Genomic DNA, 23,986 nt, shown 5'->3' on the forward strand with positions numbered 1-23,986 from the left:
TCAGATCAAACCGACAGGTAGGACGACTGCTTCAAACCGCGGCAGAACTCGGCGAAGAACTGGCTGCGCTCTTCGGCGCTCAGATCGCACTCGCGCGTTTTGGCTTCGTAGCGGTTCAACAGATCTTCCGGCGACAGGTGCACGTAGCGCAGCATGTCCTCGATGGTGTCGTGCTCTTCGATGCCGGAAATCTCCAGCTCGCCGCCCGCGCGGACGTATACGTTCACCGAATCGGTATCGCCGAACAGATTGTGCATGTCGCCCAGGATTTCCTGATAGGCCCCCACCAGGAACACCGCGATCAGATATTCATCGCCCTGCTTCACCTCATGCACCGACATGCTGGACTCGATGCTCTGCTGATCGACATACTGCTTCAGCTTGCCGTCGGAATCGCAGGTCAGATCCTGCAGCACCGCACGACGGGTTGGCTGCTCGGCCAGGCGATGCAGCGGCATGATGGGCAGCACCTGATCGATGGCCCAGGTGTCCGGCAGGCTCTGAAATACCGAGAAGTTGCAGAAGTACTTGTCGGCCAGGCGATCCGTCAGCTCGTCATACACTTGGCGCTGCGAACGCTGGCTGGCCTGCAGCTGATTGTGCAGGCGGCGGCACAGCGCGGCATGCACATCCTCGGCCAGCGCTTTTTCCTTCAGCGACAGACGGCCTTCGGCATACATTTCGCTCACTTCGGATACATAGTGGCTGGCGCGGTAGTAGATTTCGGTGACCAGTTCTTCGTCATTGAGGCTGGCCAAGCCGACCAGCTTGCGCAGCGGGCGGGACAGCTCATCGACGTTGTCGATCGGGTCCACCGCGTCAGGCAGGCGCTCGACGTCGGTCACGTTCATCAACAGCACGGCATGGTGCGCGGTCATGGCGCGGCCGGATTCAGACAGGATGCGCGGATGCGGAATGCCGTTCTCGTCGCAGAACTCGGCCAGCATGGAAACGATCACGCGGGCGTATTCGTCCATGTCGTAGTTGATCGAGCTGTCGTTGCGCGAATGGGTGCCGTCGTAATCGACGCCCAGGCCGCCGCCCACGTCCACATGGTCCACCGGCATGCCCAGCGCGCGCAGTTCGGCGAAATAGCGGATGGCTTCGCGGAAGCCGATGCGGTAATCGCCGATATTGGCGATTTGCGAACCCATGTGGAAATGCATCAGGCGCACGCAATCGGACAGGCCCGCGGCGGCCAGCTTGTCGGTGGCGGAAATCAGCTGGCCGGCCGACAGACCGAACTTGCCCTTCTCGCCGCCGGTGTCGGACCACTTGCTGGACGCCAGGGACGACAGACGCACGCGCAGGCCGATATTGGGCTTGATGCCCAGCTTGCGCGACTCCTCGATCACCAGATCGACTTCCGATTCTTTTTCAATGACGATGAAAACCTGATGGCCCAGGCGTTCGCCGATCAGCGCCAGGCGGATGAACTCGCGGTCTTTGTAGCCATTGCAGACGATGGTGCAGCCCTTGGGCGCCAACGCCAGCACGGCCATCAGTTCCGGCTTGGAGCCGGCTTCCAGGCCGATGGAGACGTCCGGCGTGGCGATGATGCTCTTGACCACCGCCTCTTGCTGGTTGACCTTGATCGGATAGATGGCGGTATAACGGTTGCCATAGCCCTGCTCCGAAATCGCCTTGTCGAAAGCGCCGCACAGGCGGGCGACGCGATCCTGCAGGATGTCCGGGAAGCGGACCAACAGCGGCAGGTCCAGGCCCTTGGCGCCCAGATCATGCACCAGCCGGTACAGATCAATTTCCTTGTGCTGGCGCGCATTGGGACTCACGACGATATTGCCGTTGTCCCCGACATCGAAATAACCAGCCCCCCAATGCCGGATGCCATACAGGCTCCGGCTATCAGCCACAGACCAAGCCATGAGTTTTCCTCTCAGAACTTATGATGGATAACCCCGCTCCTTAGTGCACGGCTTTCGGGCTCTACAGCTTTTATGTGGGCCTAGGATGTCGGAGCGAAACAGAGTGAATTGTAGTTGTTGCACAGCGCAAACGAGCGCGGATTGTAGCAACATCAGGCTGATTGACAAGTAAAAAAAATCTCGCGGCCGCGCCGCGGCCCGCGCTCAGCGCTCAACCCTGCGGCCATGAGGGTTTGCCCGGAAAAAAATCCATGCTGACAAAACAAAGGATTGCAGGCTCACCCCCCGCCCAGCGATGACATCCGGCATTTTTCAGCAGAAAGTTTCACCGCCAACATTTTCCGCTTCCCACACAGTTTTTCATCAAATTCGCAACACCTTGCCGCCCCTCGCGCCAGCCCGCGGCATGACGCGCCAATGGCATCGCGCTTACAATCGGGAAACCATCCATCCTCCGCACAGCACACGCACCATGAGCCGCTTCTTGCAGCACGCCCTCGCCGCCGATCCCACCCATCCCAGCTGGAACTTGCCCAATGGCCTTTGCGCGCGCTGGCTCGCCCCCGGCTGCGTGCAGCTGGACGGCGCGCCGGACGACACCGATTCGGTGTTGCTGTCCTGCGGCGTGCATGGCAATGAAACCGCGCCGATCGAGGTGGTGGACGGCATACTCTGCGATCTGGCAGCCGGCCGGCTTGCCCTGAATTGCAGGCTGCTGGTGATATTCGCCAATCCGCAGGCGATCCGCGACGGCGCGCGCTACAGCCAGTACGACATGAACCGCCTGTTCAACGGCGCGCACAGCGCGCAGCCGGAGCTGGCCGAGTCGCAACGGGCGGCGCAACTGGAGACTTTGGCCGCCGGCTTCTTCCATGCAGCGCGCAAGCGCAGGCTGCACTATGACCTGCACACCGCCATCCGCGGTTCGGTGTTCGAGAAGTTCGCCATCTATCCCTATCTGCACGAGCGCAGCCACAGCCGCGAGCAGCTTGCCTGGCTGCAGCAATGCGGCATCGAAGCGGTGCTGCTGCATAGCCAGCCGGCCAATACCTTCAGCTACTTCACCAGCCGCCACTGCGCGGCGGACGCCTTCACGCTGGAACTGGGCAAGGCTAGGCCGTTCGGCCAAAACGATCTGGCGCGCTTTGCCGGCATAGACCAAGCCTTGCGCAAACTGCTATCCACGCCCGACGCCTCCATCGCGCCGCTGGACGCGCCAAGCCTGCCGCTATTCCGCGCCAAGTACGATCTGGTCAAGCACAGCGAGTCTTTCTGCCTGCATCTGGCCGATAGCGTGGAAAACTTCACCGAACTGCCGGACGGCATGCTGATTGCCGACGATGGCGACACGCGCTACGTCGCCGCCGGCGGCGCGGAGCGTATCCTGTTCCCCAACCCGACAGTCAAACCGGGCTTGCGCGCCGGCATCGTGGTGGAACCGGCCGCGCTGGACTGATGCCGATAAAACAAAACCGCCTGCGACAGACATCGCAGGCGGTTTTCTCACTCAATCCACGCCATCAGGCTCAATCGAACACCAGCTGTTCGTTGCGCGCGCCCACCAGCACCGTGGACTTAGGCGGATACTTGCCTGCAAGCATGGCCTTGGCCAGCGGGTTTTCCAGCTCCGACTGGATAGCGCGCCTCAACGGACGCGCGCCGTAAACCGGGTCGAAGCCAGCCTCAGACAACAGCGCCAGGGCTTCATCGCTGATCTGCAGATTCAAGTCGAGCTTGGCCAAGCGCGCCTCCAGACCCTTCAGCTGGATGCGGGCGATGGACTGGATATGCTTCTCGTCCAGGCCATGGAACACCACCACCTCGTCGATGCGATTGATGAATTCCGGCCGGAACTGCGTTTTCACCTCCGCCATCACGGCAAGCTTGATCACCTGGTAATCGTCGGTGGCCATGGCCTGGATCTGCTGGCTGCCGATATTGGACGTCATCACGATCACCGTGTTCTTGAAGTCGACAGTGCGGCCCTGGCCGTCGGTCAGCCTGCCGTCGTCCAGCACCTGCAACAGCACGTTGAACACGTCCGGATGCGCTTTTTCCACCTCGTCCAGCAGGATCACGCTATACGGTTTGCGGCGCACCTGCTCGGTCAGGTAACCGCCCTCCTCGTAACCGACGTAGCCCGGCGGCGCGCCGATCAAGCGCGCGACCGAGTGCTTCTCCATGTACTCTGACATGTCGATGCGAATCAGGTGTTCCTCACTGTCGAACAGGAAGCTGGCCAGCGTCTTGCACAGCTCGGTCTTGCCCACGCCGGTCGGCCCCAGAAACAGGAAGGAGCCATACGGCTTGTTGGGATCGGCCAGGCCGGAACGCGAGCGGCGGATGGCGTCGGCCACAGCCGTCACCGCCTCGTCCTGCCCTACCACGCGCTGGTGCAGCACGTCTTCCATCTTCAGCAGCTTTTCGCGCTCGCCGGTCAGCATCTTGGACACCGGGATGCCGGTGGCGCGGCTGATCACCTCGGCGATCTCCTCCGCGCCCACTTGGGTGCGCAGCAGGCGGTTGGGTTTGGTCTCGCCCTGGTCGCCGGCGGCCTCGGCCTCCTTCAGGCGCGCCTCCAGCTGCGGCAGCTTGCCATACTGCAGCTCGGCCAGCTTCTGCCAGTCGCCCTTGCGCTTGAGGTCTTCCATGTCCACCTTCAGGTGGTCGATTTCTTCCTTGATGCTCTGTGTGCCCTGTTGCGCGGCCTTTTCCGCCTTCCAGATCTCCTCCAGGTCCGCGTACTCGCGCGACAGCTCGGCGATCTCGTCCTCGATCAGCTTCAGCCGCTTCTGGCTGGCCTCGTCGCTTTCCTTGTTGACCGCCTCGCGCTCGATCTTAAGCTGGATCAGCCGACGATCGAGCTTGTCCATCGCCTCCGGCTTGGAATCCAGCTCCATCTTGATGCGGCTGGCGGCCTCGTCGATCAGGTCGATGGCCTTGTCCGGCAGGAAGCGGTCGGTGATGTAGCGCTGGCTCAACTCCGCGGCGGCAACGATGGCCGGGTCGGTGATGTCCACGCCGTGGTGGATCTCATACTTTTCCTGCAGGCCGCGCAGGATGGCGATGGTGTCCTCCACCGACGGCTCGCCCACCAGCACCTTCTGGAAACGGCGCTCCAGCGCGGCATCCTTCTCGATGTACTTGCGGTATTCGTCCAGCGTGGTGGCGCCGATGCAGTGCAGCTCGCCGCGCGCCAGGGCCGGCTTGAGCATATTGCCGGCATCCATCGCGCCATCGGCCTTGCCGGCGCCCACCAGGGTGTGGATTTCGTCGATGAAGATCAGCGTCTGGCCGTCGTCCTTGGCCAGGTCGTTGAGCACGGCCTTCAGCCGCTCCTCGAACTCGCCGCGGTACTTGGCGCCGGCGATCAGCGCCGCCAGGTCCAGCACCAACAGGCGCTTGTTCTTCAGGCTCTCCGGCACCTCGCCGTTGACGATGCGTTGCGCCAGGCCCTCCACGATGGCGGTCTTGCCCACGCCCGGCTCGCCGATCAGCACCGGGTTGTTCTTGGTGCGGCGCTGCAGCACCTGGATGGCGCGGCGGATTTCATCGTCGCGGCCGATCACCGGATCAAGCTTGCCCTGGCGGGCGCGCTCAGTCAGGTCCATGGTGTATTTCTTCAAGGCCTCGCGCTGGCCCTCGGCGTCGGCGCTGCTGACGTTCTCGCCGCCGCGCACTGCGTCTATCGCCGCCTGGATGGAGGCGTGGCTGCCGCCGTGCTCTTTCAGCAAGCGGCCGGTCTCGCCCTTGTCCTGGGACAGCGCGGACAGGAACAGCTCGCTGGCGATGAACTCGTCGCCCAGCTTCATCGCGATCTTGTCGGTGACATTGAGCAGGTTGGCCAGATCGCGCGAAACGGTGATCTCGCCGCCGTTGCCCTGCACCCGCGGCAGGCGCTCGAATGCCTGCTTCAGGCTGGCTTTCAGCGCCGGCACGTTGACGCCAGCGCGCGCCAGCAGGCCGCCGACGCCAGCCTCGGCGTCATCCAGCATGGCCAACAGCAGATGCTGCGGCTCGATGAAAGGGTTGTCGTTGGCTACGGCGAGGCTCTGGGCATCCCCGAGCGCCTGTTGGAACTTGGTGGTCAGCTTGTCGAATCGCATGGTTGAGGCTCCTGCAGTCAAAATCGATAGATTTCATTTTGGGGAGAGCGCAGGGCTTTTCAAGCCTTGCCAAACTGAAAGCATTGACTAATCTCAAAAAAGAATAATCGCATTAAGAAACCACAAAGAAGTAGCCATCGTCACTTATCTAGCACAGGGAAAACCAATCATGATGAAGCATGCTCTATTAGCATCGGCGACTCTGTTGCTTTGCGCACAGAATGCATGTGCTGACGTTACGATCAATGATTTCTCCTTGTTGTTGTTTGGCGCCTCAGACCATCACGGATGCTCAACTTGCCATTTAAATGAAAGCAATCCTGGAGCTGGCCTGGAATGGAAGTTTTCAGGAGATGACGACCAGGGCCGCTGATTTGCGCGTGCGGGCAGCTACCGCGACTCATTCAGAGAAACTGCCTATTTTGGCTCCATAGGCTGGCGGAAGGAATGGCAAATTGCAGGCCCGATTGTGGCAGGCCTTGGCCTACAGGCAGGCTATTTGGACGGGTCTGGCCGACATGGCTTGGCAGCCTTGCCCATATTGAGCATAGGCACCCGCGCAGTGGCTCTTGAGGTTGGCTATCTGCCGAAAGTTTCAGCAGGAAACCACCATGCCAAAACAGCGGTTACCACCTTCAATCTACGCTGGACCTTTTGATTTTCCCCAGCTAAGCGGCACACAAGACCAATCATTATAAAAATCCAATGACAAAAAAGTTTTTCCTCATCCATTAAAATCAGCCAAGGATGGCAATCCCCTCCTTGGCTTGCTTTATGTCCGAAAAACCCTCACCTCCCGCTTCAGCGAATCCGCCAGCTGCGTCATCTCCCCGGCCGTATCGGCTGAACGTTCTGCCGCCTCGTTGTTGGCTTCAGCCAGTTGCGCCACTTGGGCGATCTGTTCGGCTATGCTCGCCACGGTTTGCCGCTGAGTGGCCAACTCCTGATTGATGGCGGCGACCACGGCCATCGAACGCTCGGCGTCGGCGACGATGGAGGCCATGGCCTGGCGCGCGCTGGCGGTGATGGACGCGCCTTCCGACGCGCAGCTGACCGACTGCCGCATCGCCTGCACCGCCTGCATCGTGGCCTGCTGCATGGCGCTGATCATCTCGCTGATCTGGCGGGTGGACTGGCTGGTGCGCTCCGCCAGTTTCCTCACCTCGTCCGCCACCACGGCAAAGCCGCGCCCCATCTCGCCTGCGCGCGCGGCTTCGATCGCCGCATTCAAGGCCAGCAGATTTGTCTGGTCGGCGATGTCGTGAATCACATTGACGATGTCGCTGATCTGGCGGGCATTGTTTTCCAGGGCCTGCAGGCTGTCGGCGGCATTGTCCAGCGTGGCGGAAATGCGATTGACCTCGTCCACCGCCGCCACCAGGCTGGCGCTGCCGTTTTGCGCCGCTTCGCTGGACGCTTGCGCCACCTCGCTTGCCTGCGCCGCCACTTCTTCGATCTGCTGCACGCCGGCGATCAGCAGGTCGGCATGCTGCGCCATCTGTTGGGCGCTGCTGCGCTGCTCGCCGGACGAGGCCGCCGCCGCGCTGGCCTTCTGCGACAAGTCGCGCGCCGCATGGTCCAGGTTCTCGGCGTGCTGGCCGGTGCGATTCAAAGCCTGCTGAAAACTGTCGAGCAGGCCGTTCAACGCGTCGGCCACCTCGCCGACCTCGTCGCGCCGCGCCATCGGCAGGCGGTGCTGCAGATCGTGGTTGTCCTGAATGGCGGCGACCTCCGTCACCAGCCTGCGCACCGGTCGCGTCACCAGCACCCGCGTCACCAGCCACGAGCCCAAAGCCAGCACCAGCAGCAGAATGCCGCAGCCGGCCGCCAGCCAGATCGTCAACATGCGGTTTTCGCGCTGCAGCTCGGACTCGCTTTCGTCGCTGACCAGCAGCCAGTTCCATGGACCGAAAGTGGCGTAAGACAGCATATGCGCCGCGCTGCCGGTTTCGGTCGGCAGGCGCACGGAAAAATTGCCGCTGCCTGCCTTCAAGACATCGCGCAGATAAGGCTGGCCAACCGCGTCCACGGACTTGTCGATGGCGCGCCCGTTCAGCTTGGGATGCAATAGATAGCGGCCGTAGTTGGGAGACGCGGGATTGATGTCGATCACATCGATGTGGCCGCTCTCTTCGAGCTTGACCTTGCCCAGCCTCACCAAAAGGCTGGCGATGCCTTCCGTCGCCCCCACGCCGACGAAAGTGGCGCCGATCACCTTGCCCTCGCTGTCCTTGATCGGGCTGTAGCTGGTGACGTAATCCTTGCCGTACAGACTGGCCAAGCCAATATAGCCGTCGCCGGACTTCAGGTTTGCATAGGCCGCGCTGGCCGGGTCCAGCTTGCTGCCCATGGCGCGGTTGCCGTTCTCCATCAGCAAGGTGGTGGCGATGCGCACAAAGTCGTCGCCGTCGCGCACGAAGATGGACGCGACATTGCCGCTGACGGTGGAGAAGTGATCGACCATCTGGTTATTGCCATTGATCACCGTATTGCCCATCTGTAAGGTCGGCGTCGCCACCCCGGCCACCGTTACCTTCTGCGTCGGCTTCAGACTGAAGCCGCTGGGAAATTCCGCCAGGAACACCTTCTCGAATTGGCGTGTCGATATTTTCAAGGATTCATTGAAGCCGTCCACCATGTTCAATGATTGCGCCAGCAACTGGCTCTGCACTTTCTGGGTGCGCTCCAGCAACATCTTCTGACTGAACAGATACAAGGGGTACATGATGGCGCAGGCCACCACCACCATCAGCAGCGTCTGGGTCAGCACCAGGCGGCCGCCAATGCTCATCGCTCGCTTCATACTCACTCCCCCGATCCGCCAGCCGCCGTTTTGGCCGCGGGTCATGCGGTACGCCGCGCCGGTCGCCGGGGCTGGCAATTCCTTGTATGGACGCGCCGCTGCTGCGGCCCGTCGTTTGTTCATCTTATTACATGCGTTCCCGTCTTGAATGGCGCGGATGAGACAAAAATCGCCCCAGCGGCGATAGACGACATCGCATCATGACATATTGATGACGGAACAGGCGTGCCGTGCGCAAACCAGCCTCTTCAGGCTGGCCGCGGTGTATGAGCCATGCGACAATCCGGTCCCGGATCCACCTTCGCCCGCCTCCGCCAGGCGGCATCACCGCAGATGACAAGCTCACTTCCCCATGGCGCGACAGCGCCTGCCCAACTGGACTGGCATGACGGCCAACCATTCTCCATCGCCTTCGGCGACGTGTATTTCTCGCGCGATTCCGGCCTGGAGGAAACCCGCCATGTCTTTTTGAAGCACAACCAGCTGGAAGAACGCTTCGCCGCGCTGCCGCCGCATGGGCGCTTCGTCATCGCCGAAACCGGCTTCGGCACGGGCTTGAATTTTCTTTGCGCCTGGCAGCAATTCGAGGCCTTGGCGCCGGCCGATGCCAGGCTGCATTTCGTCAGCGCGGAGAAGTATCCGCTGACGCGGCGGGATCTGTCCCAGGCGCTGGCGCTATGGCCAGAGCTGGCCCCCTGGTCCGCGCAGCTGCTGGCGCAGTACGACACGCTGACGCCGGGCTGGCACCGTTTCCTGCTGGCCGATGGCCGCGTCACGCTGACGCTGATGGTGGGAGACGTGCTGGACGCGCTGCCCAGGCTGGACGCCCGCATCGACGCCTGGTTTCTGGACGGTTTCGCCCCCGCCAAGAACCCGGACATGTGGCAACCGGAGCTGTTCCGGCAGATGGCGCGGCTATCCGCGCCCGGCGCCAGTTTCGCCACCTTCACCAGCGCCGGCGTAGTGCGTCGCGGCTTGGCGGAAGCCGGGTTCGAGGTGAAAAAAGCCCCTGGCCACGGTCGCAAACGCCACATCAGCCATGGCTGGATCGCCCAGCCGCCGACCGCGGGCTGGCGCCCCCCTTGGTATGCGCGGCCGCCGCAACGCTGGCGCGAGCGCAGCGCGATTGTCATCGGCGGCGGCATCGCCGGCGCGGCCACGGCGCACAGCCTGGCCGTGCGCGGCTGGCAGGTCACCGTGATCGAGCGGCTGCCGCGACTGGCCGGGGCCGCCTCCGGCAATCCGCAAGGCGTGCTGTACACCAAACTGTCGCCGCACATGACGCCGCTGACGCAACTGGTGCTGTCCGGCTACGCCTACAGCCTGCGCACCCTGGCCGCGCAGTTGCCCAGGGATGGCAAAGACTGGGCAGCCTGTGGCGTGCTGCAATTGGCTTACGACGCCAAAGAATCGGAAAAACAGCAGGCGCTGTCCGCGCTGGGCCTGCCGCTTGAGATCATGCGCCAGCTGGATCAAGCCGAAGCAAGCGAACTGGCGGGCATGCCCTTGCCCAGCGGCGGATTGTTCTTCCCGCAGGGCGGCTGGGTGCACCCACCGGCGCTGGCGCGTCAGTTGGCGACGCATCCCAATATCACGCACCGCACCGGCCGCAGCGCGCTGGAGCTGAGCCACAATCCCGCGGCGTCTTGCTGGACCGTCAGCGATGAGCAGGGCCCGCTGGCGGCGGCCTCTGTCGTGGTGCTGGCCGCCGCGTCGGAAACCGCCCAGTTCGACCCCACCAGCCATCTGCCCTTGAAGAAGATACGCGGCCAGGTCAGCGAGGTAGCGGCCACCGAGAGCAGCGCCGCCCTGCGCACCGTGCTGTGCGGCGAAGGCTATATCTCCCCGGCGCGCCAAGGCCGCCACTGCCTGGGCGCGACATTCAAGTTCGATACGGATGACCTGACGGTGCGCGAAGAGGAGCACGCGGAGAACCTGGCGATGTTGGCCGAGCTGGCGCCGGCCTTGCATGCCGCGCTGGGCCAGCCTCCCCAAGCCATCGCCGGCCGCGCTGCCTTCCGCTGCACCAGCCCGGACTACCTGCCGCTGATCGGCCCCGTCGTCACCCAAAGCGATTTTGTGCGCGCTTACCGCGAACTGGCGCGCGACGCCACGCTGCAGCCGGAAGCCGATTGCCCATGGACCGCTGGGCTATACCTCAACGCCGCCCATGGCTCGCGCGGCATGATCACCGCGCCGCTATCCGGCGAAATCCTGGCCGCGCTGCTGGAAGACGAACCGGCGCCGCTGCCGGCGGACCTGATGCAGGCCGCGCACCCCAGCCGCTTCCTGCTGCGGGACTTGATCCGCCGCAAGCTCGCGCTGGATGAAAGCTGAGTTCAGGCTTGCGGCGCGGCCTGCAGGATGGCCTCGCGGATCGGGTCCGGGATCGGCACGGATTTTTCGGCTTTGTAGTCCACCCACACCAGCATGACCTCGGCGCTGGCGTATACCGTGCCGGGATCATCCTGCCGGTAGAAATGGTGGCGCAGCTTCAGGCTGCTGCGCCCCAGCTTTTCCAGCTCAATGGTGATCTCCAGCGTGGCCGGATAGGTCAGCTGCTTGCGGAAAGTGCAGCTGGTGCTGGCCAAAACCGGGCCGATCGCATCCGGCTCTATGCCATAGCCAAACGATTGCAGCCACTCGATGCGCACCTGCTCCAGGTAGCGGAAATAATAGGTATTGTTCAAATGCCCCACCGCATCCATGTCGCCCCAGCGCATGCTGATGACGCGACGGTCTATCACCGGAAACTGCGTAGTCAAAGCGGCCTCTCCTGCTTGTCATGCAAAGCGACATCATAAACGTAAAATGACTGCCGGCGGCGAACCAGAACAGTCCACGCAAATTGTTTTCTAAAGTGTTAAGAAAAATGCCTTTTTCATTACATGCCGTCACATAAGCCATCAACAATCACGCTACTCCCTCACCCCGCAGGTCAGGATAATGGCTTCGTCAGTTCGCCAACTCCATGGAGCCAGCGAGCCGGACGCGATCGAATGGCCTGCCGAATGCGGCTCGCGGTTCGATCACCTGAGCGAAGGTGCAATTCAGAGCCCCACATGGGGCTCTTTTTTTTACCCCGCGCCGTTTATGACATATTGATTTCAATCAAGCCCGCCCCAGCCGAGACCGCCTAATATCCCAACGTCACACTCGCCCCAGGCGAGAAACCCCGTTACGCTGGCAGAGGTCATCATGGCGCAGGTGCTTTACGACGACGGAAACCACAAGTGCGTCGCCTTCACTGAACTGGTGCAGGGCGACGGCATCCAGGCCAATCAATTCGCCATCATCGATCAGGGAGAGGGCATCCTGCTCGATCCCGGCGGCAATCTCACCTACAAGCATCTGCTGGCGGAAATGGCGGAATATTTCCTGCCGTCCCATACCCGCTACATCTTCGCTTCGCACCAGGATCCGGACATTGTCGCCTCCGCCAACGGCTGGCTGCTGATCACCGACGCCAAGATCATCATCGCCGAAGAGTGGGTGCGCTTCCTGCCGCACTTCTGCGTGCGCGGCGTCACCGAGGGACGGCTGATCGCCATTCCGCCGCAAGGCATGCTGCTGAACCTGGGCGGCTGCGAACTACGCATCGTGCCGGCTCACTACCTGCACACCGTGGGTTTTTTCCAGATTTACGACCCGCTCAGTAAAATCCTGTTTTCCGGCGACATCGGCGCCTCGCTGATGGACGGCCGCGAGGCCGGCTTGCCGGTGCAGGACTTCGAGCGCCACCTGCGCGAGAGCCACATGGAAGGCTTCCACCGCCGCTACATGAGCAATAACAAGGCTTGCCGGCTGTGGGTGGAGATGGTGCGCCAGCTCGACATCGAATGGCTGGTGCCGCAGCACGGCGGCTCCTACCAAGGCAAGGACATGGTCAAACGCTTTTTAGACTGGTTCGAACGGCTGGAGTGCGGCACCGACCTACTCAGCAGCGACGACTACGCGCTGCGGCAAAAACATGAGCCGCTGATATGAACGCCACTGACTGGACCGGTCTGGCACTCGCCCCTGCCCAGAGCGGCTGGCTGGCCCTGGCGGCGCTGGCCGGCGCGATCGCCGTCATATTGATGTCGCTGCCTCGTCTGCGCCGCATCACGCCGGCAAACGCCGCCGTGCAGACGACGCATGCCGCCCAGCCCCACGCCGACATGTCCGAACCGACTCCCCTGGCCAAGACGGAGAACGCGCCGGACTACGAAGTGGGCGCCGTCGATGCGCTGACCGAGGTGGAAGTGTTCATGCAGTTCGGCCAGCTGGAGAACGCCGCCCAGGCCTTGCGCGGCTATGTCGAACACTATGCGGGACATTCCAGGCGACACTTGCAGCGCCTGGCCGAACTGTACCTGCAACTGGGCCACATCCACGACTACGCCGAAACGCTACGCAGTCTGCACGACCAGGCCTTGCTGGACAGGGCGCAACTGGAGGATGCCGTGCTGCAGGGGCTGCGCCGCGACTTCAACAATCTTGAGCTGCGGCTGCTGGCAGAGCAGCGCCTCGGCCTCGGCATGGCGGACATCGCCTCGGCGCTGGGCGACGGCATAGAAGAAATCACGCTGCAAACCCTGGCTGTGCCGGAACCGGAACCTGAAGCGGCTCCAAGCGGCCAGGGCTCGCCGCTGACGCCAGTGGCGCTGGTGGACGGATGCCGGCCGCTGGCAGCGCTAGACGCCATGGAGCGCGACATCGTCTCCAGCCTGCTGCCGACCGAACGCCAGGCGCGCATCCTGCTGTCCAGCCAGGACTTCCGCCACGCTCTGCCGGTGCTGGAAACCATTCTGCGGCTGCGTCCCGGCTCGCTGTCGCACCGGCTGGACGTCTTGTATGTTCACTACCAGCAACGCGACCTGGACGGCTATTGCCGGACGCTGTGGCAATTCCACTTGGCGCTGGGGCCTTACGGCGCCAGGCTGAAGCAACAGTTGGTGCATGCCGGCTTGATCATCGGCAGCCACCCGGTGCTGAAACAACTGGCAGCCGATCCCGACCGCCCCGAACTGGAAAGAATCGGCCGCCAGGCGGGCTACAGCCCATTGAGCGCGCCCCCATCCAAACCTTGCCTGCGGCTGGTGGAGCGGCGCGCCGCGCAAGGCGGCGACGACAGCCCGGACCCGCTGCGCGAAGCCGAGCGCTATCTCGACTACGGCCAAGTGGATCAAGCGACGCGCGTGCTGGAGCAGGCCATCCTGTGCCGCCCCGACGATGCGGCGCTATACCCGCCGCTGCTGCAGCTGTACGAACGGCTGGACGATCTGCCGCGCTTCACCTGGCTGCTGCGCCGCCTGAAAGACGATGGCCGGCAACCGCCCGGCGAAATCACTTTGACCTTGAGCGCCTTTGTCCAGGCCATGCAGGAGCGGCGGCATCGTGGACTTGCCGCTTGACGCCCGCCGCCTGCTCCGTCCCGCATCCGCGCCGGTGACCGTGCTGACCGCCGGCATGGACGAGCGCAAACTGGCGCTGCTGCGGCTCGCCTTTCGCATGCATGCCGGGCTCGGTTACCGGCTGGCCGTCGACGCCGCGGACGCCCAGCCCGATCTCGCCCTTGTGGACATCGACGGCGAAGGCTGGCCGCTGTGGCAGCGCTTTCGCCAGGCGCATCCCAAGCTGCCGGCCGCCATCGTTTCCGCCATCCCGCCGCAGCGCGCCCCGGCCGCCATCCTGAAAAAACCCTTGCGCGTCGAACAGCTCTTCCCGCTGCTGCGCGAGCTACAGGAAAAACCCGTTGCGGACACGGCCTGGTCGCCGCCCACCGCGCCGCCGCCCAAGCCAAGCGCCCGGCCCGCACGGCCAGCGGTGATCGAACGCTTTGACCCCGCTAGCGGACTGTTGGGCCAAGCCTGCCTGCTGCAGCGCCAGCATCAGGACGCGCTGATCCTGGCCGATGGCGAACCGATCGTCGCCATCCTGGGCAGCCGCAACGAGGCGCGGCCGCTATGCGGCGCAGCGCGGCTGCGCGAGATTTGCCAGATCGGCGCCGCGGCCATCCAGCCGACACCGCTGACCCGCGCCCCGCTGCCCGCCGAGGCCCCGGCTTGCCCGCTGAAGCCGCTACTGTGGCAACTGGCGATCTGGAGCGCGCGCGGCCGCCTGATGCGCCAGATCCAGGCCGACACCCCGCTGCGCCTGCGCCACTGGCCCAACCTGACCCGCCTGGCGCCGATTCCAGACGCGCTGCGCGTCAGCGCGCTGCTGTGCCGCGCCACGGTCAACCTGCGCGTCATCGCGCGCATGCTGCGCATCGCCCCGGCCGATCTGTTCAACTTCCTCGCGGCGGCCCACAGCATAGGCGCGCTGGACATCCCACAAGAAGGGAAGCTGGGCGTCATCGCCTCCCCGCCCGTGCGCGGCCAGCCTCCGCAGCCGGAGGCCGCGCCCGACGCCTCGCGCCGGAGCCTGCTGTCCCGGCTGCTGCGCAAGATTACCGGCCTGTAAGCCATCAGGACTCTTCCGCCATGCCAAGCCCAGACAACAAGATCATCTTCGCCGGACCGGTCGGCGCCGGCAAAACCACCGCCATCGCCTCAATCAGCGACATCGAGCCGGTGCGCACCGACGCGGCGGCTTCCGACATGACGCTGCAACGCAAGGAGGAAACCACCGTCGCCCTGGATTACGGCCTATTGCGGCTGGACCAGGACTGCAAGGTCCACCTGTACGGCACGCCTGGCCAGGAGCGCTTCGATTTCATGTGGGAGATCGTCAGCCGCGGCGGCATCGGCCTGGTGCTGCTGCTGGACAACACCCGCCCCAATCCGGTCAAGGATCTGCAATTTTTCCTGAAGGCGTTTCAGTCGCTGCTGCGCCAGGCACCCCTGGTGATAGGCATCAGCAAGACCGACCTCAAGCGCGAGCCGGACGTCGAATCCTACGCGCTGCTGCTGGCCCGCTTCGGCATGCGGCCGCCAGTATTCGAGGTGGATTGCCGCCGCCGCGAGGACGTCAAGCAACTGGTGCTGGCGCTGCTGTATTCGCTGGACCCGGGCCTGGAGGCGTGAGATGGACGGCACTTTGAAACTGAAAGACCGGCTCTACCCGATGGCCACCCCCGCCGGCGCGTATTTCGCGGTGGCCAGCCAGGAGAAGACCCTCGCCCGCCGCCTGCTGTCGCAGATTTTGCGCCTGGGCCACAGCGTGCCGCTGACGGAAGAACTGCTGGCCGAATGGTGCGACGGCGATGGCGAAGCCGCGCTGGATACGCTGTACCGGCTGCAGCGGCTGGACTTCGTCCACGGCACGGAAACGCCGCGCCCCTCGCTGAGCAGCAATCTGGAAAGCCAGCTGCCGCCGGTGCTGACCGCGCTGTCCGACAGCGGCCGCGCCCTGCTGGCCGACGACAACGGCCTGTATTACGCCGCAGCCGGCTTCCATCACGAAACGGCCGAGGAAGTGGCCGCGCTCGCCGGCGACATCATCAGCCTGGGCCGCCGCCACGCCCTGCTGCTGCAACAGCATCTGAACCTGGGCAGCTCCGCCTGGGCGGTGGCCAATCCGGCCGGCGCCAGCGAGCTAGCCTTCTACCCGCTGTACATCGGCCAGCAATCGTTTGTCCTGATCATCGGCGGCATGCCGCGCCTGCAAGACCAGCATTTCGTCACGCTGGTGGAGCTGCTGGCCCGCCGCTACGCCTAGCCCCGGAGAACACCATGCGCGAACAAATGCTCAAATCCATCCTGAAAGACCTGAACGGCGCCTCCGCCGACATCGAAGCCTCGGCCATCATCTCAGCCGACGGCCTGACCATGGCGGTGCTCTTGCCGCAGGACGTGGACGAAGATCGCGTCGGCGCAATGGCGGCCGCCATGCTGTCGCTGGGCGAACGCACCGCGCGCGAGCTGTCGCGCGGCGAGCTGGAGCAGGTCATGGTCAAGGGCGACAACGGCTACATCCTGATGAGCCATGCCAGCCGCGACGCGGTGCTGGCGGTGATCGCGCGCAAGGAGGCCAAACTCGGGCTGATTTTCCTGGACGCCAAGCGCGCCGCCCGCGCCATCGCCGAAATCCTGTGAGGCCGCTTGCCATCTCCCGCGCGCGTGAGAACCGAAGCAAGCCATCGCCATTCGGCGCGCCCCGAATCGCCCCGACAGCAAACAGCCCCGCTCATGGCGGGGCTGTTGGTTTAGCCGGCTGACAGGCCAGTTCAGCCGCGGATGCGGCGCAGCACTTCTTCCTTGCCGATCAAGGCCAATACGGCGTCCACCGACGGCGTCTGCGTGGTGCCGCACACCAGCACGCGCAGCGGCATGCCCAGTTGGCCCATCTTGATGCCTTCGTCGGCGCAGAAGGGCTTGAACAGCTCATGGATGGATTCGGCGGTCCAGGCTTCCAGCGCGGCCAGACGGTCGGCGAAGCGGCCCATGCGCGCCACGGCGTCGCCGGCCAGATGCTTCTCCACATCTGCGGCGGCCGGCTGGCGCTTCTGGTAGAAGTAATCAGCCTCCACGGCCAAGGCGTTCAGATCCTGCACGCGATCCTTCACCAGCGCGATCACATCGGTCAGCGCCGGGCCATTCGCCGCTTCGATGCCGGCGGCGGCCAGACGCGGGGCGATCAGCTCCGCCAGGCGAGCGTTGTCGGCGGCCTTGATGTGCTGGGCGTTCAGCCACATGAATTTTTCATGGTTGAAACGGCTGGCAGACGGGCTCACCGCCTCCAGCGTGAACCATTCGACAAACTGCTCCATGGTGAAGAATTCGTCGTCGCCGTGGCCCCAGCCCAGGCGCGCCAGATAGTTCAGCAGCGCTTCCGGCAGGATGCCCTTGTCGGCGTAGTCCACCACGCTGACCGCGTCGCGGCGCTTGGACATCTTCTGGCCATCTTCATTCAGGATCATCGGCAGGTGGCCGTACACCGGCAGCGGCGCGTTCAGCGCCTTCAGGATGTTGATCTGGCGCGGGGTGTTGTTGACGTGGTCGTCGCCGCGGATCACGTGGGTGATCTGCATGTCCCAGTCGTCCACCACCACGCAGAAGTTGTAGGTGGGGCTGCCGTCCGGACGGGCGATGATCAGGTCGTCCAGCTCTTCATTGGAGATTTCGATGCGCCCTTTGACCGCGTCGTCCCAGGCCACCACGCCGGAGAGCGGCGTCTTGAAGCGCACCACCGGCTGCACGCCCTCCGGAATCGCCGGCAGGGTCTTGCCGGCTTCCGGACGCCAGCGGCGGTCGTAGCGCGGCTTCTCGCCGCGCGCCTCTTGCTCGGCTCGCATCGTTTCCAGCTCTTCCTTGCTGCAATAGCAATGGTAGGCATGGCCGGAGGCCAGCAACTGTTGGATCACTTCCTTGTAGCGGTCGAAACGGTGCGTCTGATAGAACGGGCCCTCGTCGTAGTCCAAACCCACCCAGTGCATGCCGTCCAGAATGGCCTTGACCGATTCCGGCGTGGAGCGCTCCAGGTCGGTGTCTTCGATGCGCAGCACGAATACGCCCTTATTCTTGCGGGCAAAAGCCCAGGAGAACAGCGCAGTGCGGACGCCGCCGATGTGCAGGTAACCGGTGGGACTGGGAGCGAAGCGGGTACGGATCATGATGGGTTGGACTCTACGAAAACACTGAAAGACGGCTATTGTACGCCGCCAACAAAAAAGCCCGCAAACAGGCGGGCTTTTTCGACGTCAGATCATGTTGGGCAACGGCTTGGCCGGCAGCATTTCCGATAGCAGCCACAAGGCCGTCAACGCCAAGAGCGCGGCCATGGCGCAGTTGAACAGGCGCAGACGGCCCGGAGAATCCAGAAAGCGGCGAATGGCCACGCCGGAACCGGCCCACACCGCGATGCACGGCAGGCTGGTGAGGAAGGTGATCAGCACAAACAGCGCGGCGGCGCGCCAGGGATTCATCTGCGCCGGCAGGAACACCATCACCATATTGAAGCCCATCAGCCAGACCTTAGGGTTCAGCCAGTTGAACAGCATGCCGCCCCAGAAGCCCATGGGCCGGGCGCCGGCTTCCACGTGCTTGGCGCTGCCGGAGCGCGCCATGCCCCAGGACAGCCACAAGAGATAGCCGCAGCCGGCAAGCGCCAGGTACAGCTGCAGCGACGCCATGGTCGCCATCACCTCGCCCAGAAACACCGTGAGGATGCCGATCTGCAGCGACAGGCCCAGCGTCATGCCCAGCAGCGACGGCAGCGTGCGGGAAAAACCGAAATTCACGCCGGACGAGGCCAGCACCAGATTATTGGGGCCAGGGGTGATGGACATCACCAGCAGATAAGTGACAAGCGCAACCAGATTCATGACGACTCCTGAAACCGCGTCCGGCAAGGCGCCGGCATCCTCGGGGCAGTCCCCCGACTCAAGGCCGCCATCATATGCCTTGCGGCTGGACAAATACAGATTCAGAAAAATAGAATTGAGACCATAACAGTTTCACAGTTGCAAAACTGTTATGGTCAATTTCGTTCGAAACTGTACTGTTTGGATTGGCAGGGGAGCAAACATGAGCCAAGAGCCGCTATATCAGCAGCTGGTCAACGAGTGGATCACGCTGATCCAGAACGGCACGGTAAGGCCAGGCGAGCGGTTGCCTTCGGTGCGCAAGGCTTGCGCCATGCACAAGGTCAGCCCGTCCACCATCCTGCAGACCTACCGCACGCTGGAGGATCGCGGCCTGATCGAGGCGCGGCCGCAGTCCGGCTTCTACGTCAAATCGGCCGCCAGCCTGCCGCTGCCGCGCATGCGCCGCCAGAGCGCCGCCCACCACACCGGCGAGGTGGTGGATCAGATCGAGGCGGTGATGGGCGCGCAGAACCAGGCCGACTTCATCGACCTGTCGCTGGCCAGCCCGCGCGGCAGCGACTTCTACCCCACCACCCGCTTCAAACACATCATGGGCCGCCTGCTGCGCCAGCACCCGGAGCTGACCACCGACTACCCGTTCCCGCCCGGCTCTGAACGGCTGCGGCGCCAGATCGCCCAGCGCGCGGTCAGCTGGGGCTGCGTGCTGGCCGCCGATGATCTGGTGATCAGCAATGGCTGCACCGAGGCGCTGCAGCTGGCATTGCGCGCCACCTGCAAGCCCGGCGACACGGTGGGCGTGGAGTCGCCCACCTACTTCGCCCTGCTGCCCATGTTGAAGGACCTGGGCCTGGCGGTGATCGAAATTCCCACCCACCCCACCAGCGGGCTGGCGTTGGACGCGCTGGAGCTGCTGCTGTCGGAAAAGCGGCTGAATGCCATCGTCGCCATGCCCACAGTGCACAACCCGCTGGGCAGCACCATGCCGCCGGAAGCCAAGCAGCGGCTGGCGCAGCTGGTCAATGACTACCAGGTGCCGCTGATCGAGGACGTGCCGCACGCCGACTTGTATTACGGCGCCGCCACGCCAGACGCGGTCAAGGCCTACGACCGCGACGGCTGGATACTCTTGTGCGCAAGCTACAGCAAAACGCTGGCGCCGGGCTTCCGCATCGGCTGGATCGCGCCCGGCCGCTTCCTCAGCGAGGTGCGGCGGCTGAAATTCTCCAGCAGCCTGGGCCAGCCGGCGCTGCTGGAGGAAACCCTGGCCGAATATCTGGAAAGCGGCGGCTACGACCACCACTTGCGGCTGATCCGCCGCCACTTCATCAGCCAGATGGAAAAGCTGCGCGGCGCGGTGGCTCTGCACTTCCCGGCCGGTACCCGCGCCACCCTGCCCTCCGGCGGCTGCCTGCTGTGGGTGGAGCTGCCCAGCCACGCCGACACCATGCAGCTGTTCCGCGAGGCGCTGGCCGAACGCATCACCGTAGTGCCGGGTGCGATGTATTCGGCCAAGGGCCGCTACCGCAACTGCCTGCGCCTGTCCTGCTGCTATCCGTGGAACGAGGCCTACCAACGGGCGCTGGCGCGGGTGGGCGAATTGGCCGGAGAACTAGCCGGCTGACGCGGCCTCAACTGCGGCTGATCGACACCCCGCCATCCACTAACAAGGCCGTGCCGGTGGTGAAGCTGGAGGCATCCGAGGCCAAGTACAGCGCCGACTGCGCGATCTCCTCCGGCCGCGCCAGCCGCTTCAGCGCATGCAAGCCTTCCACCCAGGCCCTGGCCTCGGGGCTGCTGGCCGCTTCGCGCCCCATGGGAGTATCGGTCCCGCCCGGCAGCAAGGCGTTCACCCGGATGCCCCGGCCGCCGAACTCGCCGGCCAGCGCCTGGGTCAAGCCGATCAAACCGGCCTTGCTGGCCGCGTACGCCGCCATATTCGGCAGCCCTACGCGATAGCCGACGAAACTGGATGTAAAGATCATTGAACCGCCGCCGCGCCGCAGCATCGCCGGCAGTTGATGCTTCGCCCCTAGAAACGCGCCGGTCAGATTGATGTCCAGCGTGTTTCGCCACTGCGTCAAAGATAGCTCCGGCGTCGGCACGGCCTCTCCCAGCGCGCCGGCGTTATTGACGGCGACATCCAGCCCGCCAAAGCTCGCCACAGCCAGACGGACGGCTTCTTGCGCGCATGCCTCGTCGGCCACGTCGCCGGCCAGCGCCACGGCGCGCGCGCCGCTGGCGGACAATTCGTTCAACAGCGCATCCAGCGCCTGCCGCCGTCGCGCCACCAAAACCAGGGCTGCGCCGTTTTGCGCAAATAATTTGGCCGTCTCGCGGCCTATGCCGGAGCTTGCGCCCGTCACCAGGGCAACCTTGCCCGCCAATGCTTCCATGCTCTGCTCCTAATTGAGTGAACCACACCGGCAAAGTGGCAGAGGACGGCAATGGCGGCGACCCGATTCTTGCCAACCCGGATAGCTCCATTTCCCATATTAAAAAATGCGATATGGAACCCGCTTTTTATTTCTTTGCGTTTGAAATACTTTGCGGATAAGTTCGAGCGTATCGCCATTGATATTGATTAAGCGGAGGAGCGCCCGATGAAACTGGAAACCCTAGCCGTGCACGCCGGATACAGCCCGGACCCCACCACCAAGGCAGTGGCGGTCCCCTTGTACCAGACTACCAGCTACGCTTTCGACAGCACCCAGCATGGGGCAGACCTGTTCGACCTCAAAGTGCAGGGCAATATCTACACCCGCATCATGAACCCCACCACCGACGTGCTGGAAAAGCGAGTGGCGGCGCTGGAAGGCGGCATCGGCGCGCTGGCGGTGGCATCGGGCATGGCGGCCATCGCCTACGCCATCCAGACCATCGCCGAAGCCGGCGACAACATCATCGCCACCCGCACGCTGTATGGCGGCACCTACAATCTGTTCGCCCATACCTTCCCGCAGTTCGGCATCGAGGTGCGCTTCGTCGATTACCAGGACCCGGCCGCCATCGCCAGCCTGGTGGACGCGCGCACCAAGGCGGTGTTTTGCGAATCCATCGGCAATCCGCTGGGCAATGTGGTGGACTTCGCCGCTTTCGCCGCCGAGGCGCACCGCCACGGCCTGCCGCTGATCGTCGACAACACGGTGCCCTCGCCGTATCTGTGCCGGCCGTTCGAACACTGCGCGGACATCGTTGTGCACAGCCTGACCAAATACCTGGGCGGCCACGGCAACAGCATAGGCGGCATCATCGTCGATTCGGGCAAGTTCCCGTGGGGCCAGCACGCCCAGCGCTTTGTCCGCCTCAATACCCCCGACGTCAGCTACCACGGCGTCAATTACGTGGAGGCGCTGGGGCCGGCAGCCTACATCGCCCGCGCCCGCGTGGTGCCGCTGCGCAATACCGGCGCGGCGATCTCGCCGTTCAACGCCTTCCTGATCCTGCAAGGCATCGAAACGCTGGCCTTGCGCATGGACCGCATTACCGAAAACGCGCTGAAAGTGGCCACCTTCCTGCAGGAAAACGCGGCGGTGGAGTGGGTGGAGTACGCCGGCCTGCCAAACAGCCCGAGCAAGCCGCTGGTAGACCGCTACCTGGGCGGACGCGCCTCCGGCATCCTGTCCTTCGGCATCCGGGGCGGCGCGGAGGCCGGCGGCCGCTTCATCGACGCGCTGCAGCTGGTGACGCGGCTGGTGAATATCGGCGACGCCAAATCGCTGGCCTGCCACCCGGCCACCACCACCCACCGCCAGCTGTCGCCGGAGGAGCAATTGCGGGCCGGCGTGCGGCCGGAGCTGGTGCGGCTGTCCATCGGCATCGAGCATATCGACGACATCCTGGCGGACATCGGCCAAGCGCTGAGAGCCGCCGCGCTTTGAAATAGAAAAGGGCCGCAGCAGCAGCCCTGTCATTGGCAATTTTACATCCTATCCCGCCTTGGCGGCATGTCCGCGCTGGCTGATCGGCGCACCGGACTCATGCGAGGCCGGCCCGTCGGTGGCCGGCAAGGGCTGCGGCAGCGTCATCTTGGATAGCCAGGGCAGCGCCGCCAGCTTGCCGCTGGCCTGCGCCTTGGTGCTCTTGCAACTGATGCAGACCGGCTTGCCGCTGCGCTGCTTCAGCGCCTCGTCCACCCGCTGGCCGTACAAGGCAATCTGATGCTGATGCTGCCAGGCCAGCAAGGTATCCGCCAGATACGGCATCGACGGGTCGTCCTGCTTGTAGTGGTTGCGATAGACGGTGAGCCACAGCTGCCCGGTTTCGTCCTCGTTCAGCAGAATGGTCTGGTAGGCAACGGTGACAGAATCGCCGCGGGTGACGGTATTGGCCAGCGAAAGCGCGTCATCGTTCTTCATCCGCACGCAGCCATGGCTGCGGAAGCCAGGCACCGAAGCCGGCGCGTTGGTGCCGTGAAAACCCAGACCCAGCTTGCTTTCGCCAAAGCGGACGAATACCGGGCCGAGCGGATTGTCCGGCCCCGGCGGCACTACGGTCTGAACCGGCTTGCCTTTGCGCTTCATCTCGTCCTGAATGGACTTGGGCACATGCCAGCGGGGATCGCGGTAAATGCCGGTGATGTCGAAACTGCCGATCGGCGTTTGCGTCAGCATCTTGCCCACGGCCACCGGGAAAATCCGCTCCAGCTTGCCATCCTGGTACAGGAACAGCCGCGCCTGCGGCAGATTCAGCACCAAGTGCCTGCCGGCCGGATTGATCTGGACATCCGGCTCGGGCATCGCCGCCGCAGCGGCCGGGAACGCCGACAAACACCCCAGCGCCAGCAGCGTCAACCACTTGCACATACTGCTCATTCCATTGCTTTGAATCATTCCGTAGATTCTAACAGAAAGCGTTTGCGCAACGCGTTTGTAAAAAAACCAGCACGGATTGCCGATTTTTGAGAAAATCCGCGCCTTACCGTTTGATTTTGCAAGCAAGA

Annotated in this window: 19 protein-coding genes; 11 read left to right on the plus strand and 8 right to left on the minus strand. The window is 63.9% G+C overall.

Translation table 11 applies throughout. The annotated features are described in order from the left end of the window. Positions 1–5: 5 nt before the first annotated feature. Positions 6–1,886, minus strand: coding sequence for an arginine decarboxylase (gene speA / locus BI343_RS00800; protein WP_043628327.1), 1,881 nt, complete (start codon positions 1,884–1,886; stop codon positions 6–8). Positions 1,887–2,358: 472 nt separating this feature from the next. Here speA and astE point away from each other — a divergent pair, with 472 nt between their 5' ends. Next, positions 2,359–3,342, plus strand: coding sequence for a succinylglutamate desuccinylase (gene astE, locus BI343_RS00805; protein ID WP_071108271.1), 984 nt, complete (start codon positions 2,359–2,361; stop codon positions 3,340–3,342). 70 nt (positions 3,343–3,412) lie between these two features. Here astE and clpB read toward each other — a convergent pair whose 3' ends face one another. Next, positions 3,413–5,992 (minus strand): ATP-dependent chaperone ClpB, encoded by a 2,580-nt coding sequence (gene clpB, locus BI343_RS00810; protein ID WP_071108272.1) that lies wholly within the window; start codon positions 5,990–5,992, stop codon positions 3,413–3,415. A gap of 169 nt (positions 5,993–6,161) precedes the next feature. Between clpB and BI343_RS19505 the strand changes: the two genes are divergently transcribed. Next, the gene (locus tag BI343_RS19505) at positions 6,162–6,365 is read left to right on the plus strand and encodes a hypothetical protein (RefSeq protein ID WP_139165600.1); all 204 of its coding nucleotides are present in this window, start codon (positions 6,162–6,164) and stop codon (positions 6,363–6,365) included. 399 nt (positions 6,366–6,764) lie between these two features. On the opposite strand, the gene BI343_RS00815 is transcribed toward BI343_RS19505, so the two are convergent. Then, positions 6,765–8,795: a methyl-accepting chemotaxis protein gene (locus BI343_RS00815; protein ID WP_169828965.1), complete on the minus strand. Its 2,031-nt coding sequence runs from the start codon at positions 8,793–8,795 to the stop codon at positions 6,765–6,767. 333 nt (positions 8,796–9,128) lie between these two features. Here BI343_RS00815 and mnmC point away from each other — a divergent pair, with 333 nt between their 5' ends. Continuing rightward, complete coding sequence (mnmC, locus tag BI343_RS00820; protein ID WP_071108274.1) at positions 9,129–11,132, plus strand: bifunctional tRNA (5-methylaminomethyl-2-thiouridine)(34)-methyltransferase MnmC2/FAD-dependent 5-carboxymethylaminomethyl-2-thiouridine(34) oxidoreductase MnmC1; 2,004 nt, start codon at positions 9,129–9,131, stop codon at positions 11,130–11,132. A gap of 2 nt (positions 11,133–11,134) precedes the next feature. Here the strand turns inward: mnmC and BI343_RS00825 are convergent, their stop codons facing one another. After that, positions 11,135–11,560, minus strand: a complete 426-nt coding sequence (locus tag BI343_RS00825) for an acyl-CoA thioesterase (protein WP_043622279.1) — start codon at positions 11,558–11,560, stop codon at positions 11,135–11,137. Between the two features lie 433 nt (positions 11,561–11,993). Between BI343_RS00825 and BI343_RS00830 the strand changes: the two genes are divergently transcribed. Genes BI343_RS00830 through BI343_RS00855 form a run of 6 tightly spaced genes read left to right on the plus strand, consistent with a single transcriptional unit; the run spans position 11,994 to position 16,816 of the window. Beyond that, entirely contained in the window at positions 11,994–12,782 is a 789-nt protein-coding gene (locus BI343_RS00830; protein WP_071108275.1) for an oxygen-binding di-iron domain-containing protein, read from the plus strand. Continuing rightward, positions 12,779–14,191: a type IV pilus assembly protein FimV gene (locus BI343_RS00835; RefSeq protein WP_071108276.1), complete on the plus strand. Its 1,413-nt coding sequence runs from the start codon at positions 12,779–12,781 to the stop codon at positions 14,189–14,191. The genes BI343_RS00830 and BI343_RS00835 overlap by 4 nt, the downstream gene beginning before the upstream one ends. Beyond that, positions 14,175–15,242: a response regulator gene (locus BI343_RS00840; RefSeq protein ID WP_071108277.1), complete on the plus strand. Its 1,068-nt coding sequence runs from the start codon at positions 14,175–14,177 to the stop codon at positions 15,240–15,242. The genes BI343_RS00835 and BI343_RS00840 overlap by 17 nt, the downstream gene beginning before the upstream one ends. A 20-nt stretch (positions 15,243–15,262) precedes the next feature. Then, a complete protein-coding gene (locus tag BI343_RS00845) occupies positions 15,263–15,805 on the plus strand; it encodes a GTP-binding protein (RefSeq protein ID WP_071108278.1) in 543 nt (180 codons plus the stop codon). A 1-nt stretch (position 15,806) separates the two neighbouring features. Further along, complete coding sequence (locus BI343_RS00850; RefSeq protein WP_043622264.1) at positions 15,807–16,439, plus strand: hypothetical protein; 633 nt, start codon at positions 15,807–15,809, stop codon at positions 16,437–16,439. 14 nt (positions 16,440–16,453) lie between these two features. Then, entirely contained in the window at positions 16,454–16,816 is a 363-nt protein-coding gene (locus BI343_RS00855; protein WP_071108279.1) for a roadblock/LC7 domain-containing protein, read from the plus strand. A gap of 131 nt (positions 16,817–16,947) precedes the next feature. Here the strand turns inward: BI343_RS00855 and gltX are convergent, their stop codons facing one another. After that, positions 16,948–18,336 (minus strand): glutamate--tRNA ligase, encoded by a 1,389-nt coding sequence (gene gltX, locus BI343_RS00860; protein ID WP_211269366.1) that lies wholly within the window; start codon positions 18,334–18,336, stop codon positions 16,948–16,950. 84 nt (positions 18,337–18,420) lie between these two features. Continuing rightward, a complete protein-coding gene (locus tag BI343_RS00865; RefSeq protein WP_071108281.1) occupies positions 18,421–19,044 on the minus strand; it encodes a LysE family translocator in 624 nt (207 codons plus the stop codon). A 202-nt stretch (positions 19,045–19,246) separates the two neighbouring features. On the opposite strand from BI343_RS00865, the gene BI343_RS00870 reads away from it, so the two are divergent. Continuing rightward, positions 19,247–20,668, plus strand: coding sequence for an aminotransferase-like domain-containing protein (locus tag BI343_RS00870; RefSeq protein WP_071108282.1), 1,422 nt, complete (start codon positions 19,247–19,249; stop codon positions 20,666–20,668). A gap of 7 nt (positions 20,669–20,675) precedes the next feature. Here the strand turns inward: BI343_RS00870 and BI343_RS00875 are convergent, their stop codons facing one another. After that, positions 20,676–21,440 carry an SDR family oxidoreductase gene (locus BI343_RS00875; protein ID WP_071108283.1) on the minus strand — a complete coding sequence of 255 codons (765 nt, stop codon included), beginning with the start codon at positions 21,438–21,440 and terminating at the stop codon, positions 20,676–20,678. 207 nt (positions 21,441–21,647) lie between these two features. On the opposite strand from BI343_RS00875, the gene BI343_RS00880 reads away from it, so the two are divergent. Then, on the plus strand, positions 21,648–22,925 hold the full coding sequence (locus BI343_RS00880) for an O-acetylhomoserine aminocarboxypropyltransferase/cysteine synthase family protein (protein WP_071108284.1): 1,278 nt from the start codon (positions 21,648–21,650) through the stop codon (positions 22,923–22,925). A 48-nt stretch (positions 22,926–22,973) separates the two neighbouring features. Here the strand turns inward: BI343_RS00880 and BI343_RS00885 are convergent, their stop codons facing one another. Further along, the gene (locus BI343_RS00885) at positions 22,974–23,849 is read right to left on the minus strand and encodes a L,D-transpeptidase (RefSeq protein ID WP_071108285.1); all 876 of its coding nucleotides are present in this window, start codon (positions 23,847–23,849) and stop codon (positions 22,974–22,976) included. Positions 23,850–23,986 lie beyond the last annotated feature (137 nt).

This window comes from Chromobacterium amazonense, from assembly GCF_001855565.1.
GTDB classification, from domain to species: domain Bacteria; phylum Pseudomonadota; class Gammaproteobacteria; order Burkholderiales; family Chromobacteriaceae; genus Chromobacterium; species Chromobacterium amazonense.